Source organism: Agromyces capsici, from assembly GCF_058349965.1.
On the sequence record NZ_JBYRET010000001.1, the window covers coordinates 2,124,643 to 2,142,622 of the forward strand.

At 67.2% G+C, this 17,980-nt stretch carries 9 protein-coding genes and 1 pseudogene; 9 read left to right on the forward strand and 1 reads right to left on the reverse strand.

The genetic code is table 11. The features are described 5' to 3' along the window. Positions 1-61: 61 nt before the first annotated feature. The 3 genes from AC3RKB_RS10050 to AC3RKB_RS10060 all read left to right on the forward strand — a co-directional run bounded on the left by AC3RKB_RS10050 (position 62) and on the right by AC3RKB_RS10060 (position 10,452). Positions 62-4,156: an Eco57I restriction-modification methylase domain-containing protein gene (locus AC3RKB_RS10050; RefSeq protein ID WP_491435955.1), complete on the forward strand. Its 4,095-nt coding sequence runs from the start codon at positions 62-64 to the stop codon at positions 4,154-4,156. After that, a complete protein-coding gene (locus AC3RKB_RS10055; protein ID WP_491435956.1) occupies positions 4,153-7,608 on the forward strand; it encodes an SNF2-related protein in 3,456 nt (1,151 codons plus the stop codon). Before AC3RKB_RS10050 ends, AC3RKB_RS10055 begins: the two co-directional genes overlap by 4 nt. Before the next feature lie 219 nt (positions 7,609-7,827). Next, positions 7,828-10,452: an ATP-dependent Clp protease ATP-binding subunit gene (locus AC3RKB_RS10060; protein ID WP_491435957.1), complete on the forward strand. Its 2,625-nt coding sequence runs from the start codon at positions 7,828-7,830 to the stop codon at positions 10,450-10,452. 144 nt (positions 10,453-10,596) lie between these two features. Here AC3RKB_RS10060 and AC3RKB_RS10065 read toward each other — a convergent pair whose 3' ends face one another. Beyond that, entirely contained in the window at positions 10,597-11,277 is a 681-nt protein-coding gene (locus tag AC3RKB_RS10065) for a hypothetical protein (protein WP_491435958.1), read from the reverse strand. Positions 11,278-11,401: 124 nt separating this feature from the next. Here AC3RKB_RS10065 and AC3RKB_RS10070 point away from each other — a divergent pair, with 124 nt between their 5' ends. The 6 genes and pseudogenes from AC3RKB_RS10070 to AC3RKB_RS10095 all read left to right on the forward strand — a co-directional run bounded on the left by AC3RKB_RS10070 (position 11,402) and on the right by AC3RKB_RS10095 (position 17,888). Continuing rightward, complete coding sequence (locus AC3RKB_RS10070; protein WP_491435960.1) at positions 11,402-12,172, forward strand: helix-turn-helix transcriptional regulator; 771 nt, start codon at positions 11,402-11,404, stop codon at positions 12,170-12,172. Positions 12,173-12,494: 322 nt separating this feature from the next. Beyond that, positions 12,495-12,584, forward strand: a pseudogene (locus tag AC3RKB_RS10075) (AAA family ATPase); the annotation flags it as partial. Positions 12,585-12,926: 342 nt separating this feature from the next. Then, positions 12,927-13,580, forward strand: a complete 654-nt coding sequence (locus AC3RKB_RS10080) for an alpha/beta fold hydrolase (protein ID WP_491435961.1) — start codon at positions 12,927-12,929, stop codon at positions 13,578-13,580. 205 nt (positions 13,581-13,785) lie between these two features. Next, entirely contained in the window at positions 13,786-17,097 is a 3,312-nt protein-coding gene (locus AC3RKB_RS10085; RefSeq protein ID WP_491435962.1) for a hypothetical protein, read from the forward strand. Then, positions 17,090-17,359, forward strand: a complete 270-nt coding sequence (locus AC3RKB_RS10090) for a hypothetical protein (RefSeq protein ID WP_491435963.1) — start codon at positions 17,090-17,092, stop codon at positions 17,357-17,359. Before AC3RKB_RS10085 ends, AC3RKB_RS10090 begins: the two co-directional genes overlap by 8 nt. 40 nt (positions 17,360-17,399) lie before the next feature. After that, on the forward strand, positions 17,400-17,888 hold the full coding sequence (locus AC3RKB_RS10095) for a hypothetical protein (RefSeq protein WP_491435964.1): 489 nt from the start codon (positions 17,400-17,402) through the stop codon (positions 17,886-17,888). The last annotated feature ends 92 nt before the right edge of the window (positions 17,889-17,980 follow it).

Consider the following 17,980-nt stretch of genomic DNA (forward strand, 5'->3'; position numbering starts at 1 on the left):
GTCCGTCTGAATTCAATGGAAGGATTGCGGTCGAAGGGTCACCGAGCAAAGGAGTTGCCGAGTGAGCAAGGACCCGGCCCAGGTCGAGTTGCGCGCGCCGCACGTGGTCTCATGGACAGGCTCCGCGCCCGCGGGGGCAGCTCTTGGGAAGGTCTTTATCGGACCTGACCCTGATGGGCTCGGCGGAGTCCAGGTGGCGACGGCGACTGTGGCGTCACCGCCTACCCGTGCGTTGCTCGACAAGCTCTTCACACTCCGTAAGGGCAGCCGCGCGATCACACTCGTCATTGCCGCCACCGACGGCGCCACCACCTGGCTTTACGGGCCGGACTCGCAGGCGGCCACGGTCGAACTGGCCGCGGACCAAGCTGCACGCCAACTCCAGTCGGTGCTGGACGAACCTGACTCGACGGCGGCCTTCAATCGCATGGCATCCCTGCGAAAGCAGGTTGACTCAGGTGGCGTCGGTTGGACGAACAATGGCCTGTTCGCCAAGTACCACCTGGAGCACAACGTGCCGGCGCGCGCCGATTGGGCATCGCGGGGTGCCGAGGCGAGGTCGTTCCTCGCGCTGCGTGGGCTGCGCTTAATTGAGGCGCTCGGGTTCCGGACGGGGCCCGGAACCGGCGGCACTCTGATCCTCGCGAACGCGGCGGGCCCTTCCGACGCCCCCCGCGCCGTTGCGGTTCTCCTCGACGAGACGGAGCACTTCGACGCGAGATCTTCCCGCTACCAGCTCACGCCGATCGCTTTCGGTCTTGCCGTCGCGCAGCGCCGTGGGCTGCCGTGGGTGATCGGTTTGCGTAAGGACCAGATCCGCCTCTACCCGGGCAAGGATGGTGTCGGTGTCGGGCAGAAGGGGCAGGTAGAGACCTTCTTCGAGATCGACCTCTCGGCGATCGACGACATTCAGGCAGCCCTGCTTGGCCTTGTGTTCTCCGCGTCGGCGCTTGCCGAAGGGGGCACGACGGACGAACTGCTGCGCGACAGCGCCCGTTACGCAACGGGTCTGGGCGTGCGCCTGCGGCAGCGCATTTATGAGGAGGTCGTCCCGCCGATCGCCAAGGCCGTCGCCGAGCGACTACCGGATGTCGACCTCAAGGTCGAGGCAGACGGGCTCAAGACGGCATACAAGCTCACGCTCCGCATTCTCTTCCGACTCCTCTTCCAGGCTTACGCGGAGGACCGGGGCCTGCTTCCTTCGGGCCGCAATGAGGGCTACGACGCCAACAGCCTGAAGACGATCGCCCGCCGGAACCTCGACATTGACGAGGCGGACTTCGGCGAATCATCGTCGATCTGGTTCGATCTCGTCCAGGTATGGAACGCCATCGACCAAGGCAACAAGCAGTGGCAAGTGCCCGCTTACAATGGCGGGCTATTCGCCGCTGACGCCGCACGAAGCGAGGAAGGAGCGCTGCTCGCACGGCTGGTTCTGCCGGACTCCGTGCTCGGGCCTGCACTGCAGCACCTGCTCGTGGATGCCACATACGAGGGCGTACGCGGACCGGTGGACTTCCGCGCGCTCAGCGTCCGCGAGTTCGGCACGATTTACGAGGGACTGCTCGAGTCCAGCCTGGCGATCGCCGACTCCGACCTCGCGACGGATCGGAATGGCGCGTGGGTGCCAGCAACCGATGGAACCGAAGTCGAGGCGGCGAAGGGAACCGTGTACTTCCACGGCGCCTCAGGCGAGCGTAAGGCGACGGGCTCGTACTTCACGCCCAAGGTTGTTGTCGATCATCTTATCGAGCGGTCGATTGTGCCTGCGCTCACGGCGCATCTCGACGGCATCGCCGCCGCCCTCGCGAAGGGCATGACCGTGTCGCGGATGGAGTTCTTTGACTTCCGCGTCGCCGACCTCGCGATGGGCTCCGGCCACTTTCTCGTTGCCGCCGTCGACAAGATCGAAGCGCTCATGCGAACCTTCCTTACCGATCACGATATTCCCGACGTTCGGCAGGAGTTGCTCACGATCGCGGGTGTGGCCCGGGATGCGCTCGGCACCGATGAGGTCGCCAAGACGGAGGTTGAGGAAATCGGGCTGCTTCGCCGGCAGGTCGCCCGCCGGTGTATCTATGGGCTCGACATCAATCCGCTAGCTGTCGAGCTCGCTCGCCTCGCCTTGTGGATTCACACGTTCGTCCCCGGTCTGCCGATGTCGAATCTTGACCACGGCCTCGTGTGCGCGAACAGCCTTACCGGCATCGGCACAATCGACGAGGCGATTGATGCACTTGTCGGGGTGGATAAAAGGCGTGGTGCGAGGCAGCCCGTGACGGCACCTGACGGTGGCTTCGTTCTCGATCTGGCAGACGACCGGCATGAGTCGGGCTATCAACGCATGGTTCGTGGCGCGGTCACGGAATATCTCAACCAATCGCTCCCGCTCCTCGCGGACGTTGCGAACGCCTCCGAGGCGGGTAAGGCCGAGGTCGCGCGGGCGACAGACCTGCTCGCCAGGGCTAAGGAGGCAGCCGCACCGGCAGCGAGGATCTTCGACGCCGCCGTTGCTGCGCGACTGGGCGAGTGGCGAGCGGAGATCACTCGGGAAGAGCATGTCACGCGACTCGTCGAGTCGTCACAGCCCACCGAGATCGTTCGCGTGTTGGACCCAGCGCACCTGCCTGCGCTCTTTCCCGAGGTCTTTCTTCGGGACAACCCGGGCTTCGACGTCCTGCTAGGGAATCCGCCGTGGGAGACCGTCAAGGTCGAGGAGCAGAAGTGGTGGTGGCTTCGATTCCCGGGGCTCGGTCTGCGTCGAATGGCGAAGAAGCAGCAAAATGCGGTAATAGCCGACCTTAAGAAGCGGCGTCCTGATCTCGTGCGCGAGTATGAGGCCGAGGTGGCTAACGTCGCCAAGTACGGAAAGGCCATTAGGACTGGCCCGTTCGATCTCGGATCCGGGGACACGGATCTTTATCAGGCGTTCGCGTGGAGGGTGTGGCAGTTGTTGCGTTCGCGTGGTCGCAGCGCAATCGTGCTACCTCGTCCTGCTGTGTCGGGTGCCCCACTCGAGGCGTGGCGCCGTGAAATCTTCCGCTCTGGATCCTTTGCCTCCGTCTGCCTGGCGATCAACAACGGCCACTGGGTCTTCGAGAGTCCCGTCCACGCGAGCAAGGAGTTCGCTTTCACGGTGGTAGAGCGTGACGGTGACCGCGTCGTACGGTTCGCTGGGCCGTTCGCATCAGAGCCGGACTTCCTCCGGGGCGCGGACCGGCTTGCGGAAGTGCCAGCAGGTGAATTCGAGACCTGGTCCGACGTTGCAGCGTTCCCGCTCATTCCCGACCCCGAGTCGGCGACAATCTTCCGCGTGATGCACCGGAGCCCCGTCTTCGCGGCTAGTAGGCCGGGTTGGGACTTCCGGCTGACTAACGAGTTGCACTCGTCGAACGACGCGGATCTGTACGATTTTGACCTCACACCGTCGGCGAAGATTCCGATCTACAAAGGCGAGTCGTTCAATCTCTGGGATCCGGACACAGGCATCTACTACGCGCGTGCCGATGCGGGATCGCTACGACATCACCTCAGTCAGAAGCTGGCGGCGCAGACTCGTCAGGCGCGCTCCCCGTACCACGGGCTCGATTTCGGGACGAAGTTGCCGATGGATCGGCCACGTATCGCATTCCGGAAGATCACGAGCAACACAAACCAGCGCACAACGATTGCTGCGCTCATTCCGGGCGGCATTTCCGCGACTGAGGGATGCCAGGTTGTGCTACGGGCAGACGGCGATGAGAAGGCTGAGGCGTTTCTCCTAGGCGTGCTGAGCAGCTTGCCGTTCGACTGGGCCGCGCGGCGGTGGGTGGAGATCAATTTCAACTTCTATGTGATGAAGTCGCTCCCAGTGCCTTACTACGATCCGGATGCAGCGCTCGCGCGGAGGGTTGTCTCGATCGCTGCTGCCATTGGTGCGGTTGACGGCCGCTATCACGACTGGGCCAAGGCGGTCGGCGTCGACACTGGCACGGGGAAGGACGACCGCGTGAAGGAGTCCCTAATAGCCGAGCTCGACGCTCTGGTGTTCTTGCTCTACGGTCTGACCCCCGCGCAGGTGCGCCATGTTTTCGCCACATTCCATCGTGGGTGGGACTATCAGGAGAGGCTCGACGCCGTGCTGGTTCACTACTTCCATTGGAAGGAGAGAGCGTGACCGAAGATCAGCTGCCTGCGTTCGCGACGAACAATCCGGTGATGACAGTCGCGTCCGAGATCAACAAGATGTACCGAATCATCCGTGAGAAGCTCGCGGTCACACCCGCGGCGGCAATCGCCACGGCGTACGTCAACCCGTCGGGATTCGCGCTCCTCGCTGACGAGTTGAACGAAGTGCCTTACGTCCGTCTACTGCTAGGCGCGGAGCCGCAGGAGGACATCGTACGGGCGCTTGCTGCCGCGGACGAGGGAGCAGAGAAGCGGGTGGTGGCCGCGCTTAAAGCACACGGCGAGTGGATGAAGGCTGAACGCGACACGATGGGCTTCGCGCGTCGCGCGAGTCAAAACGCGCAGCGCATGGTCGAGTGGCTGCGAAGTGAGTCCAATCGTGGGACACCGCGCGTCGAAGTCCGCCGATACACCGAGGGCTTTCTACACGGCAAAGCGTATATCAGCGACGACTCCATGCTCGCGGCCGTGCTCGCGGGCTCCTCAAACATGACCCTCGCCGGGCTCTCGCGCAACGCCGAGCTGAACCTCGGCTACCCCGCAGGCGACCCGAACTACGTCAAGAATGTTCGGGACTGGTTCAATGAGCTCTGGGACGTGAGCGAGACATATGACCTCGCCGCACACTACGAGCAGCAGTGGGCACCGCACACGCCGTGGTCGGTTTTCCTTCGGATGCTATGGGAGCTGTACGGGGCGCACTTCGACGAAGAGGCCATGCCCAAGAGCACGGCTTTCAGCCTTACCCGATTCCAGGCAGATGGCGTCGCTCGCATGGAGCGGCTGCTCGATGAGCTCGGCGGCGTCCTCGTTGCAGACGAGGTGGGTCTCGGCAAGACCTTTCTCGCTGCCGAGGTGATTCAGCAAGTCTCGGAGCAGAACCGTCAACGTGTGCTCATCGTGGCACCTGCCGCGTTGCGAAACTCAATGTGGCTTCCATTCCTCCGCAAACATGGCTTCAGCTACCGCGTAGACGTCATGTCCTACGAGGAGATTCGCAACAAGGTCGATCCTGACTCGAGCGGTCACGACCCGCAGTTCGTCAAGCAGGCCGAGGATTACTCGCTCATCGTCGTGGACGAGGCCCACAACCTGCGCAACGCAGGAACGGCACGCTCAGAGGCGGTAGACCTTGTCATCCTTGGGGGCAAGTACCCGAAGAAAGTGCTCCTACTCACGGCGACACCCGTCAACAACTCACTCACCGATCTGGAAACGCTCATCAGGTACTTCGTTCGTGATGACGCGCGGTTTGCGCCTATCGGAATCCCGTCGATTCGGAAGTACATCCAGGCCGCACGCGCGATCGACCCCGAGAATCTCACGCCTGAGCACCTCTTCGACCTCATGGATCAAGTGGCGGTTCGCCGCACGCGAAAGTTCGTCAAGGAGTTGTACCCCCACGAGGAGATAATCGGGCCGGACGGGCGCCCAATGCTCATCCGCTTCCCACAAGCGAAGGTGCGGCGGATCGACTACGACCTAGATGACTCGGACCTCGCACTTGTGGACGCGATGATTTACGCGCTCGACCAACCGCACCTTGATGACCCGCACAAGCTGTATCAAGAGCGAAGCGACGACCCGGGCCGCCTGCTGCTCTCGCGGTATGTCACGAGCGCCTACCTTCTTGGAGACGGTCTCCAGGCATACCAACTCTCGAACGCCGGCCTGTTGCGGTCTGCGCTCCTAAAGCGGCTGGAGTCATCTCCGCAGGCCCTGCGTGCGACGCTGGACACCCTGATTGCCGCGCACCGCGCATTCCTCGATGCGCTAATGGGGGGGTACGTGCTCATCGGCGAGGCGCTTCGCGACTGGGGCTCCGCCGAGTCCGACGACCTCGACGAGTTCGTGCGGGCCCTCGACATGGACGAACGAGATCAGGCTCAGCCCGCATCGTTCTACCGCGTGGATGACCTCCGAGCCGATGTTGAGAGCGACCTGGCACTGCTCGGTCGGCTGCGCGACTTGGCCGACGCGACCATCGCAGACGGAGAACCTAAGACCGCGCAGCTTGCCGAAGAACTCACCGCAATCGCTGCCAAGGCGCGTGCGGTCGATCCGCGGGGCGTGTCCTCTGGCGACCGCCGCAAGGTGATCGTCTTCTCTACATACTCCGACACGGTCATCGCGCTCCACGAGTACCTCTCGCAGATCATTGCCGAGGTGCCCGGCGACTCGCCGCTCGCCGACTATCGCGCCCGTATAGCCCCGCCGATCCTAGGCGCTTACGCATCGACCCAGAAGCGAGGCGAGACCGGGGGTGTCGATCAAGGCGGCCGCGCTGCGACAATCGCCGGGTTCGCACCCAGGACCGCCGGGGCGCTGAACGATGGGGGCGAGCCGCTACACGAGGACCAGTTCGACATCCTCATCACCACGGACGTTCTCGCCGAAGGTGTGAACCTCCAGCAGGCCGCGCAGATCATCAACTACGACCTCCCTTGGAATCCGATGAGGATCGTGCAGCGCCACGGGCGTGTCGATCGAATCGGGAGCCAGCACGAGGCGGTCGACCTTGGCCTCTTCTTTCCATCTGACCGGCTCGATGCGCTGCTCGGACTCGAGCGGACGCTCAAACGGAAGCTTGCACAGGCAGAGGCGGCAGTGGGAGCGGGGGAGGTGCTTCCGGGACGCAAAGGTCGCGAGGTCCTGCTTGTCGACGCCGCCGACGCCGACGAGATTGTCGAGCAGATCGAGGAACTGGTCGAAACCCGGGGATCCTCCGCTGCGCTCTCGGGTGAGGAGTACCGCCGCCGCCTCTATAACGCGTTCGATCAGGATCCCGTGCTGGCGCGCGATGCGAAGGACCTGCCGTACGGGTCCGGCAGCGGGTATGAGGCATCGCGGCTTGCGGGGAACGCCTACGTCTTCTGCGTCAAGATCGCGGGCCACCCACAACCGTGGTTCCGCCTCGTTCCCGTTACCGAGAACTGGGAGCCGATCGAGAGCGACAACGGGCCGCTTACCAACGCGGACACGCTGCGTGCGCTCATCGCGGCCGATCCCGGGGGCCCGAACACCGCGCGTTGGATGACTGACCTCGTGTATGACCGCGCGTATGACGCGTGGGCTGTCGCTCAGGAAAGCATCCACGCGCGCTGGCAAGAGTTGACCGACCCGAACAACCTGCAACCCGATGCCCCGAAGTCATTCCGCGACGCGTTCGATCTTGTGCGAGCCGAGGGCGGGGCTCTTGGTGGAGATCAACGGGAACTCTTGCTGCGGCTGCGTGCAGTCCCGACAAAGAAGGTAGAGCGTGGCGTACGACGTGCACTCAACGAGGGGCGCACGGCGAGCGAGCGCATCGAGTTGGTGCGCACGGTACTCGACGCGGCAGGCATCCAGGCACCTCCGCCGGTCAGACCGCTGCCTACGGTTTCGCTCGGCGAAGTCCGGTTGGTTGCATGGATGGCGGTGAAGGGCAAGCCTGCGGTTTGAACAGCCTCTTCTTGGAATTGACCGGTCGACGTGCGCAGGCGCTCCGGGCCGGTGCCGAGGACCCTCGCCCCGCGACTGCCCTTCGAAAGCTTGCGCCCGATCTCCAACGGCGGCCGCCGAGCTGCGATCGTTCCCAGACGTCGTTGCGCAGAAGGAATACCCTCGCCTTCAATGCGTTGAACTTGAGCGTACCCAACTCAAGTTCCCAGGAGGACCTAGGTGCCAGACGACTTCAACGAGGCCGGCGCGAGCTCGTTCGACGAGTTCCTCGCCCGGTATCTCGCGGGTGAGCAGGCCAGGCAGGCGCGGTCGATCGACCTCAGCCGGTTCCTGACCTCGCGCACCCAGAGCATCCTGCAGCGCGCCGGACGCTTCGCGCTCGAGCGCGGGCAGACCGAGCTCGACGCACTGCACATCCTGCGCGTCATCGTCGAGGACGAGTCCGTCGCGCAGGCGATCACGCGCGTCGGCGCGAGCCCCGAGCGCATCATCACGGCGACCGAGGCGCGGCTGCCCGCGGCATCCGACACCGCCGACGTCAACTCGGCCATGATCACCCCGAGCGCGAGCCGCGCGCTGTTCCACGCGTACCAGGTCGCACGCTCGAGCGGGTCGACGTACATCGACCCCGAGCACCTCTTCTTCGCGCTCGTGCTGGGGCAGGACGCCCCCGCCGGGCAGGTGCTCGCACGCGCCGGCGTGACCGCCGACGCGCTCGCGGCCGGGCTCGGCGAGCACGTGGCATCCGCTCAGGGCGAGGGCACCGACACCGCGAACGACGGTTATGGCGAGCAGACGGATGCCGCGGCATCCGCCACCCCCATGCTCGACAAGTTCGCCATGGACCTCACCGAGCGCGCCATGAACGGCGAGCTCGACCCCGTGATCGGCCGCGCCGACGAGATCGAGCAGACCATCGAGATCCTCAGCCGCCGCACGAAGAACAACCCAGTGCTGATCGGCGAGGCCGGCGTCGGCAAGACCGCGATCGTCGAGGACCTGGCCCGCGCGATCGTCGAGGAGAACGTGCCCGAGGCGCTGCTCGGCAAGCGCGTCGTCGCGCTCGACCTGCCCGGCATGCTCGCCGGCACCCGCTACCGCGGCGACTTCGAGGAGCGCCTCACCAAGACCATGGAGGAGATCGCCGAGCACCGGGGCGAGCTCATCGTGTTCATCGACGAGGTGCACACCGTCGTCGGCGCCGGTGGTGCCGGTGAGGGCGGCATGGACGCGGGCAACATCCTGAAGCCCCGCCTCGCCCGCGGCGAGCTGCACCTCGTGGGTGCGACCACGCTCAAGGAGTACCGCACCATCGAGAAGGACCCCGCGCTCGAGCGCCGGTTCCAGCCGGTTCGCGTGGGGGAGCCCTCGATCGAGGACTCCGTGCTCATCCTGCAGGGCCTGCGCCCCGCGTACGAGGAGCACCACGGCGTCACCTACACCGACGACGCCCTCCGCGCCGCCGTCGAGCTCAGCGCCCGGTACCTCACCGACCGCGTGCTGCCCGACAAGGCCATCGACCTCATCGACCAGGCCGGCGCGCGCCTGCGCCTCAAGCTGGGCGTGAAGGTGGATGTCTCGGGGCTGATCTCGCGGCTGGCGGAGCTCGAGGCCGACAAGAACGCGGCCGTGCGGGCTGAGCACTATGAGGAGGCGTCGCGGATTCGGGATGAGATCTCGAAGGTGCAGGAGCGGCTCGACGAGGCGACGGAGAAGGCGAAGGCGCAGGGGACGGTTGCGCAGGCTGGTTTCGAGACGGCCGCGGACGGCCTCCTCAACCAGCACACGGTCGACGAGCCGCAGATCGCCGCCGTGATCTCGCGGGCCACCGGCATCCCGGTGAATCGGGTTACCGAGGGCGAGCGCGAGCGTCTCGCGAACCTCGAGGGCGAGTTGCACGCCCGGGTCATCGGGCAGGATGACGCGGTCACCGCCGTCGCCCGCTCGGTGCGCCGCAACCGCACCGGCATGGGCGATGCGCGCCGGCCCGTCGGCTCGTTCCTGTTCCTCGGACCGACCGGCGTCGGCAAGACCGAGCTGGCGCGGGCGCTCGCGTCGTCGCTGTTCGACGACGAGGGCGCGATCATCCGCTTCGACATGAGCGAGTTCGGCGAGCGGCACACCGTGTCGCGGCTCGTCGGCGCCCCTCCCGGCTACGTCGGCTACGACGAGGCCGGCCAGCTCACCGAGCGGGTGCGGCGCAACCCGTACTCGATCGTGCTGTTCGACGAGATCGAGAAGGCGCACCCCGACGTGTTCAACCTGCTGCTGCAGGTGCTCGACGACGGTCGCCTGACCGACGGCCAGGGTCGCACGGTCGACTTCCGCAACACGGTGATCATCATGACCTCGAACCTCGGCTCGGAGTTCCTCGCGTCGCGGTCGGGTGCGCTCGGCTTCGTGGCGTCGACGGATGGCTCGGGGTTCTCGTCGCAGGACGACGTGCGTGCTCGAGTGATGGGCAAGGTGCGCGAGGCCATGCGGCCGGAGTTCCTGAACCGCATCGACGAGATCGTGCTGTTCCAGAAGCTCTCGTCTGACGAGATCGCGCAGATCGTGCGCCTGATGCTCGGCGCGACCGAGCGCCGGCTGGCCGCTCGCGAGATCGCGTTCGAGGTGACGGATGCCGCGGTGGCGCTCCTCGCGGAGCGCGGCTACGAGCCCGAGTACGGTGCCCGTCCGCTGCGTCGCCTGATCCAGCGCGAGATCGACGACCGCATCGCCGACCTCTTCGTCACCGGCGCGCTCGGCGACGGCGAGGCGGTGCGGGTGGATGCCGCCGACGGCGAGTTCGTCGTGGCATCCGTGCCGAACGCCACGGTGTCGCTGCCGGACGCCGCCTGACCCCACCCGAGCTCCGTGTCGTCATGGGGGCCGGAACCGTGCACGAACGGGGCACTCAGCCCGCCGGATGACCCCCGATGCGGCACCGAACCCGCCACGACGGCCCGGCCTTCCCCCGGAGGCCGGGCCGTCGTCGTCAGGGCGTCAGTCGGCGATGTCGACCGAGTCGAGCAGCTCGCTGAGGCCGTCGCCCGGCGGGAGATCCTCGGCGAACGAGACATCCGGATCGAAGGTGCTGCCACGCAGGACCAACCACGAGCCGTCGAGCGGGATGAGCACGACGCGTTCGGCGCCGCCCCAACCGAACGGTGTGCCCTCGACGGCCAGCCACTTCGTCTCATTCACCGCTCGGGCGTCGATCTGCGTCGCAGCCACGCCATCGACCGTGATCTCCCGCTGGTCGAGGATCTCCAGGTCGGGATGCGACAGCGTCCACGCAACGGGATCGGCCGGCACCGGCTCCGGCTCGGTCGCGCCAGGACCGTATGCCGCATCGGGCACGTAGACGATGATGTCGGCCCACACGGCGTCGTCGACTGGCACGCCGGGCTTGTCCGGGAGCTGGTGGAACAGCACGCTGTCCACCCGGTCGGTGGTGGTCCACGGCGCGGCGAGCATGCCGATCGTCGTGCCGTCGGCGAACTCGAAGGTGTCGCCGACCGTCGCCGGCCCGGCGGCATCCGCGCCCTCCGTCGCCTCGGCGGATGGCGAAGCCGACGTGTCGGTCGTCGGGTCGGCCTCCTCGCCCGCGCCCGACTGCGCGCAGGCCGTGGTCGCGAGCAGCACGAAGCCGATCGTGGCGAGCAATCCTGTTCGTGTCCCCATAGTCCCCATGGTCCCCATGAGCGCACGGTAATGCCGCAGGCGGGATGCGTCATGGTGGCGCTTCAGCCACTTTCAGCCCAATTCGGGGGTAGCGCACCGCCGCTCGGAACCCGATCGTAGACATATGACCAGCGAGCGATTCGCTGCCGACACGGTCGCCCTCGCACGAGCCGCCGCCGAAGGCGCCGACGTCATGGCCGATGCGCTCGCAGTCCTGGATGCGCACGTCGGCGGCTCGACCTTCAGCGTGTCGTCCCTCCGACTCGACGAGCAGGTCAGCGCCGAGGTCGCACTTCGTGGCGGCGCCCCCATCAGCGAGCGCGAGTACGGCGAGTGGCAGCGTCTGATCGGCACCCACCCCTACTTCGCCCATGTCGTCAGCGGGCCGGCGGCGGCGTCGCGACTCACGGATGTCGTCGATCTGGGCCAGTTCGAGCGCACCGAGGTCTACGAGGTGCTCCTGCACCCGCGCGGCAGCCGCTACCAGGCGGCGATGCCGCTGCTCCGGACGCCCGACCGGTTCCTCCTGCTCTCCGCCTGGCGCGATGACCGCGATTTCACCGATGCCGACCTCGACCGGCTCGAGCGGTTCCGCGCCACGCTGTCGGCGGGTCTCGAGTTCCGGCGCGCGATCGTCGCGATGGAGGTCCTGGCCGCAGGCGTCGGCTTCGGTCGCGACCCCGACCGCGACCCCGACCGCCTCACCCCGCGCCAGCGCCAGGTCGCGGCGCTCGTCGAGCTGGGCCTCACCAACCGGCAGATCGGCGGGCGCCTCGGCCTCACCGAGCGGACCGTGCGCAAGCACGTCGCCGACCTCTTCGTCGCCCTTGGATGCGACAGCCGCACGCTCATCGCCGTGCGGTGGCGCGAGGCTCGGCGCGACCCGACGGGGTGAGCGCGACACGGGTCGACGCCGCCATCTCGTGCACCGACGGGGCATGCGCCCCACCGGTTGACCCCCACGTGTGCCCGAGCGCGGGACTCAGCCGGTGCTCGACATGTTGAGCCCGCCCCAGATCAGGAAGAACATCGCGAAGAGCGCCAGGCTCACCACGGCGATCCAGCCGAAGATCACGGCGGTGAGCGCGAGGCCGCGGCCGCGCTCACCGGTGCGACCGATCTGCGACTACATCGACGCGAAGTCCCTCTCGACCCGATGAGACGTGACTTCGACGCCGCACGGTTCGGGCGGGGCCGTCGACGAACTCGCTGAGTTCGACGAGATCGAGAAGGCTCACCCCGACGTGTTCAACCTGCTGCTGCAGGTGCTCGACGACGGGCGGCTGACCGACGGGCAGGGTCGCACCAGGTCACGCCGACGCCGACGCCGACGAGCCAGTCTGCACCCGCGACGAGCGACTCACCCGATTCCGCCCCCGTATCGGGGCCGACAGGCGAGCCGAATATGAGATACATTCACGTTCGGTGGTCTGTGGGCGTGCTCGATTCGGGGGACGGCGATGAAGCAGGACGTGTGTGTGCAGAGGCCTGACCGACGTCGACCCGTGGTCCTGGGCCTGACCGTCGCGGTCATGGTGGGGCTCACCGGATGCGGCCCCGGATCTCCGACGTCGGAGTCGACGTCCCCGTCGACGCCGGCCACGGACTCGAACGCCCGTCAGGGCACGGTGGAGTTCGACGGGATCACCGTGGGGTACACATGCCGCGGCGAGGGCAGCCCGGCATTGCTCCTCGAAGCCGGCACCGATTCGGCCGGCACGGGGTCGTTCCCGTCGTCCTTCGTCGCTCCGATCGCCGAGGTCACGACGGTGTGCACCTACGACCGCCTCGGTACCAGCGCCGCGAGCGACGATCCACCCGACCGACCCCGAGGTCTCGCCGACCTCGTCGGCGTCCTCGACGGCGTGATCGCGGCGCTCGAACTGGAGGCGCCCGTCGTGGTCGGCGGCCAGTCGGGTGGCGGCAACATCGCGATCGCGTACGCCCAGGCGCACCCCGACCGGGTCGCCGCGCTCGTCACGATCGACGCCTACCACGACGACCCCGCGATGATGACCGAGTACCAGGCTCAGGAGGGATTCACCTGGGAGGACAACCCCGAGCACATGGACTGGGTGCAGGCCTCGGTCGAGCAGGACGCCTACGCGATGCCGTTCGGCGAGTTCCCGGTGCTCGTCATCAGCGCGACGCAGGCGGACGAAGGCGGCGTCGAGAACCAAGCCCACTGGCTCGCGATCTCTCCTGTCTCCGAGCAGGTGGAGGTCGACGGCCCCCATGACCTGCAGTTCGCGAATCCAGATGAGACCTCCGCGCCGATCGTGGAACTCATTTCAGGGCTGTGAACCGCGAACCGGCCGGCTTGTTGCGAATCCGACCGGAGCATTGACTCCGCTATGGGCGAGGCGCTAGCTTGCGACTGGGGGATGGGCGCGGTGCGCCCACGCGTTTCGAGCGATCGGGGGGATCGCGATCGAACTACGCCTGGAACAGCATGGGGACGGCTGCGCCCGGTACCGAACGACCAGCGGCGCGAACGTCTACTTCGTCATGCAACGGGCTCCGGCGGCGCCTGAGGAGCACCTCACCGCGACCGCCGCGTGGCAGCACTACGGGGCGTTCATCTGGACGAGTGCCCCGGTCGAGGAGTCCGCCGCCGGCCTCGTCCAGCGGCTCGACCTGCCGACCGGCTCGCAGGTCGGGATCGCCCTGGCATGGCTCCCACGCGGGGCGGCGGACGCACCCTCTGTGCTGCTCGCGACGGCGCAGGGCCGCAAGAACGGCAAGGTTCGGAACGATCAGTCGCGCTGGTACCCGCTGTCGTTCGGGGACCTCGCGTTCGAGGTGCCACCCTCGACGTGGATCTCGGTGTCGGAGGACGGACTCGAACTCTCCAGCCCGAGCGCGACGAACATGGAGCTTGCTCGGCCGGGGGTCGAAGTCGCCGGCCTGCCGCTGCCGCAGGGCACGCCCGTGTCGGTCCCGTTCGACGGCGCGACCGCCGGCGTGCTCTCGTTCTCGGTCGAATGGGGTGCCGAGGAGCTCTTCCGCCTCGTCCAGGATGACCCGGAGTCGACGGGGCCGGCCCGCGCAGGTGACCTCCGCTACGTCCGACAGCACTCCGATGACGCGATCGACCTGGTGTTCCCCACGATGGCGGACCTCCCCGGCGGCAGCGACCTGCGCCTCGCACTCGACGTCGACCTCGATCCTGCAGCCCCGTTCGACGGGCGTCGCACCCGCCTCCGGTTCGCCGAGGACAGCGACGTCACCGCGCTCGCCGCAGAGGTCGCGACGACGACAGGTGGCGACCGGGTGCTCCTCACCCCGTGCACCGACGCAGACCAGGCCCGTGCCGGTCTCTGGTTCGCACGTCGAACGACCGCAAGCGGACGGGCGGTGGTCTCCCTCGCACCGCTGGGACAGTTCGCGCTGCACGTGTCCGAGCCGTCGCGCGTGATGTGCGGGCTCAGTGGCCTCGAGTACGTCGTGGCCTCCGCAGGTCGGCGGATCGCATTCGTTCCATCACGCCCCGCGAGGTGGAACGACGCCGCGGGTGGCGGCTTCGCCCACTCCGATACCACGTCGTGGGTCGACCCGAGCGGACCGAACGGCGACTACTTCGCGCAGCCGGGAGCATCCGTCAACTACGGGCCATCCGTCATCCCGGCGGGAGCGAAGAGCGGGGGGATGACGCTGCCGGCAGCGGTCTCCACCAAGGTGCGCGACCTGCGTGCGCCCGTCGCCGTGCCCATGGCGTTCTACGGAGGTCTGCCGGAGCTGTCCGGCGAGACCGCCGCTGTGGTGCAGGCATTCGAGATGGAGGTGCTGGCGCGCATCCGCGGGGAGATCCTCGCGGGGGCGCCGGAGGTCGCGGCGGCTGGGGCGGAGCCGCCGCCGCCGGCGCCGCCGGTGTTCTGCGACGCCGTGGGGACGCCATTGGCGGGCCGCACGAGCACCACCCAGGGCTTCCTCGTCGACCTTCACGACGGCACGAAAGGCCTCGCCGGCACGTGGGGGCAGCTGACCCTCGCCGTGAGCGGCTCGGGCATGCTGGCCTTCGAACCGGATGCATCGGGAACGGTCGCGCCATGGCTCGCGACCGCGCTACTGCAGGACGAGGTGTTCCTGGTGCTCGCCGACTGGCATCGATTCCCCATGGCGAGGCGTGCGCTGGACGTGGCCCGCTTCAACGTGTCCTTCGCCGGTTCCGGCGATCCGGATGCGGCGCCGACGATCCTGGTGTTCAAGTTCGCGACCGGCGTCGCACTGAAGACGCTCATCGCGGGCGACGGCTGGGCCCACCCTGAGGTGTTCGTGGGCGGCTCGGAGCAGGTCGCCGCGGCTCGGCGGGCCCTCCAGGCGGCCATCGATGAGGCTGAGGCGAGCGCGGGGAAGCCCGGCGATCCGTTCGTCGCGTTCCGCGCGCTCGCCGCGCGGCCCGACTGGACGGGGGTGCTCGCCTTCAACGCCGCCATCGACGGCAACGGGATGCCCGCCGACCTGCAGGCGCTCTTCGCCGGAATCGAGGGGCAGCTGACGGCGCACCACTTCGGGATCGACGTGAACCGCCTCGGCCACGGCGAGGGCGGGCCCGAGATCGCGTCGAGCTCGCTGTTCGGCGTCATCGATCACACGTCGACGGAGCCGGGGGCGAATGCGGGTGGCGACTACCGGTTCGGCGTGCGGCGATTGACCGCCTCGATCGCCAACTCGACGCTCACCGGCCTCACCGCCGAGGTCGCCATCGGTATCGACGTGCTGTTCGGCCGCCGAGTCCGGCTCGGCGCGGATCCGACGAACACGGTCGTGCTGCACGGGACGTACGAGGAGCATGGCGCGATCGGCTCACTCGACTTCCGCCTGTCGGACCCCACCGTCTTCGATTTCACCGATGCCGGCGGCGCCGTGCGGGTGCTCGATGCGTTCGAGCTCACCTCGGCGGGACTCGCTCCGGCACAGGAGACTCAGCCGTCAGCCAGGACAGACGAGACGGCCGAGATCCGCTCGAGGGTGACACTGAGCGGCGCGCTCGCGTTCGCCAGGAATCCGTTCCCGGGAGTCCGTGATGGACTCGACCTCTTTTCCTACGGCGCCAACGGCAAAGGACTCGAGGTCAGCGGGATCGCCCTCGACATCTCCTGCGCGCTGGACGCGACCGGCAAACGCATGGGGCCGCCCGTGATCACGCCCGACTTCAGCGGGCTGAGCGCCACGGACACGCCCGCTGCGGTGCGCGAGGGATCCCTGGTCGCTGGCCTCCCGCTCACGTTGGGCGGCTTCCTCCAGCACGCCGATGGGCTCTCGGCGACCGAACTCGGTGGAGCCGTCGTCCACGTCGCCGAGCTCGCTCCAGACGACACGTCACCCGGAGGTGCAGCGCGCGTCACCGATGCACCCCAGTACGCACTGCGGTTCCGTATGCCGCTCGGCTCTCTCGGGTCGCTCTCCGACGCGCACGCCTCGATCGAGGCCTCGCTGGTCGTCGGATGGGGGCCGAGCCGGACCACGCCCGACGACGATGCCGCAGGAGTGTTCGTGCAGCTCCCCGCCCTCTCAGCCGGTGCGCTCGGCTTCAACCTCGAGGGGCTGCTCTCCACCACGTTCGGCGACGCGAACCTCGCACACTCGATGACATCCGCACTCGAGCCGTTCTATGTGCTGATGTTCAACAACGTCGCCCTCAGCTTCCTCGGTCTGAAGTTCCCGCCAGGGGTGATCTGCGACCTGATCCTGTTCGCCGGTCCCACGCCCGGCAGCCTCGGCTGGAACCTCGCCGCGACGCAGCGGACGCAGCGGACGCAGCGGACGCAGACCGCGGCTCTGGGCACGTCCAGCAATGTCGGGGTGCCCGATGGATGACACCGACCCCATCCTCGACGCGAAGACCATCAGCGCCTTGATGGCCGCCGTCGATGCCCGGTTCCACCTCGGCCTGCCGGTCACCTTTCCCGACGGCACCGTGCTGGGCACGATCTGGCGTTCCGGCATCGGCGTCGTGCTCCAGGACGGCGTCTACACGGCGACGGGTACGGCCCCGCTCTCGTTCGCGCCCGCGCCGAACGGAGTCGCGTTCGTGCGCGTGACGCCGACCGAAGCCTCCGGCGGGCCCTACCGAGCCTGAGTAACGCCAACGGCACAAGTCAAGAAACGGAGCACCGCACATGTCCGATATCGAGTACCACCAGACCCCACGGCCTGTTCCGCTTGACGCCGGAACCCAGCCGGATCGCGAAGTGGTGGTCGGCGTCACGTTTCAAGTCGGGGGCTACGCGATTCCCGTGTCGACCTCCGACATCACTGAAATGAAGAAGAAAGGAATCGACCTCGCCTTACCCGGACCGATGAAGCTCGGAACGATCAAGCAATTGACTGAATGGGTTGACAAGAACCTGCACGTATCGCTGCCGGCGGCCGTGGACTTCCCTCCACCGCTCGACAAGGCCTTCGAGAAGCTCGAGCAGCTCGAATGGACCGTCAATAAGGCCCACCTGAAGGTGCCGGGCACGGAGAAGCCGAATGACCCCAAGCTCTACACGATCATCATCTCGGCGGAGTGGCCCGATGATCCACTCTGGATCATCGACGACGTGATCGGTATCAGGGGTGGCGTCGTCGGCGTGACGAATGAGAAGTCCGAAGAACCCGCATGACTCCTGACGCAGACGATACCGACGACGAATCCGGGCCCGAGCCTGGTCCCGGCTCTGCGCTCGAGCCGCGACCGGATCCGGCCGCGCCGGTC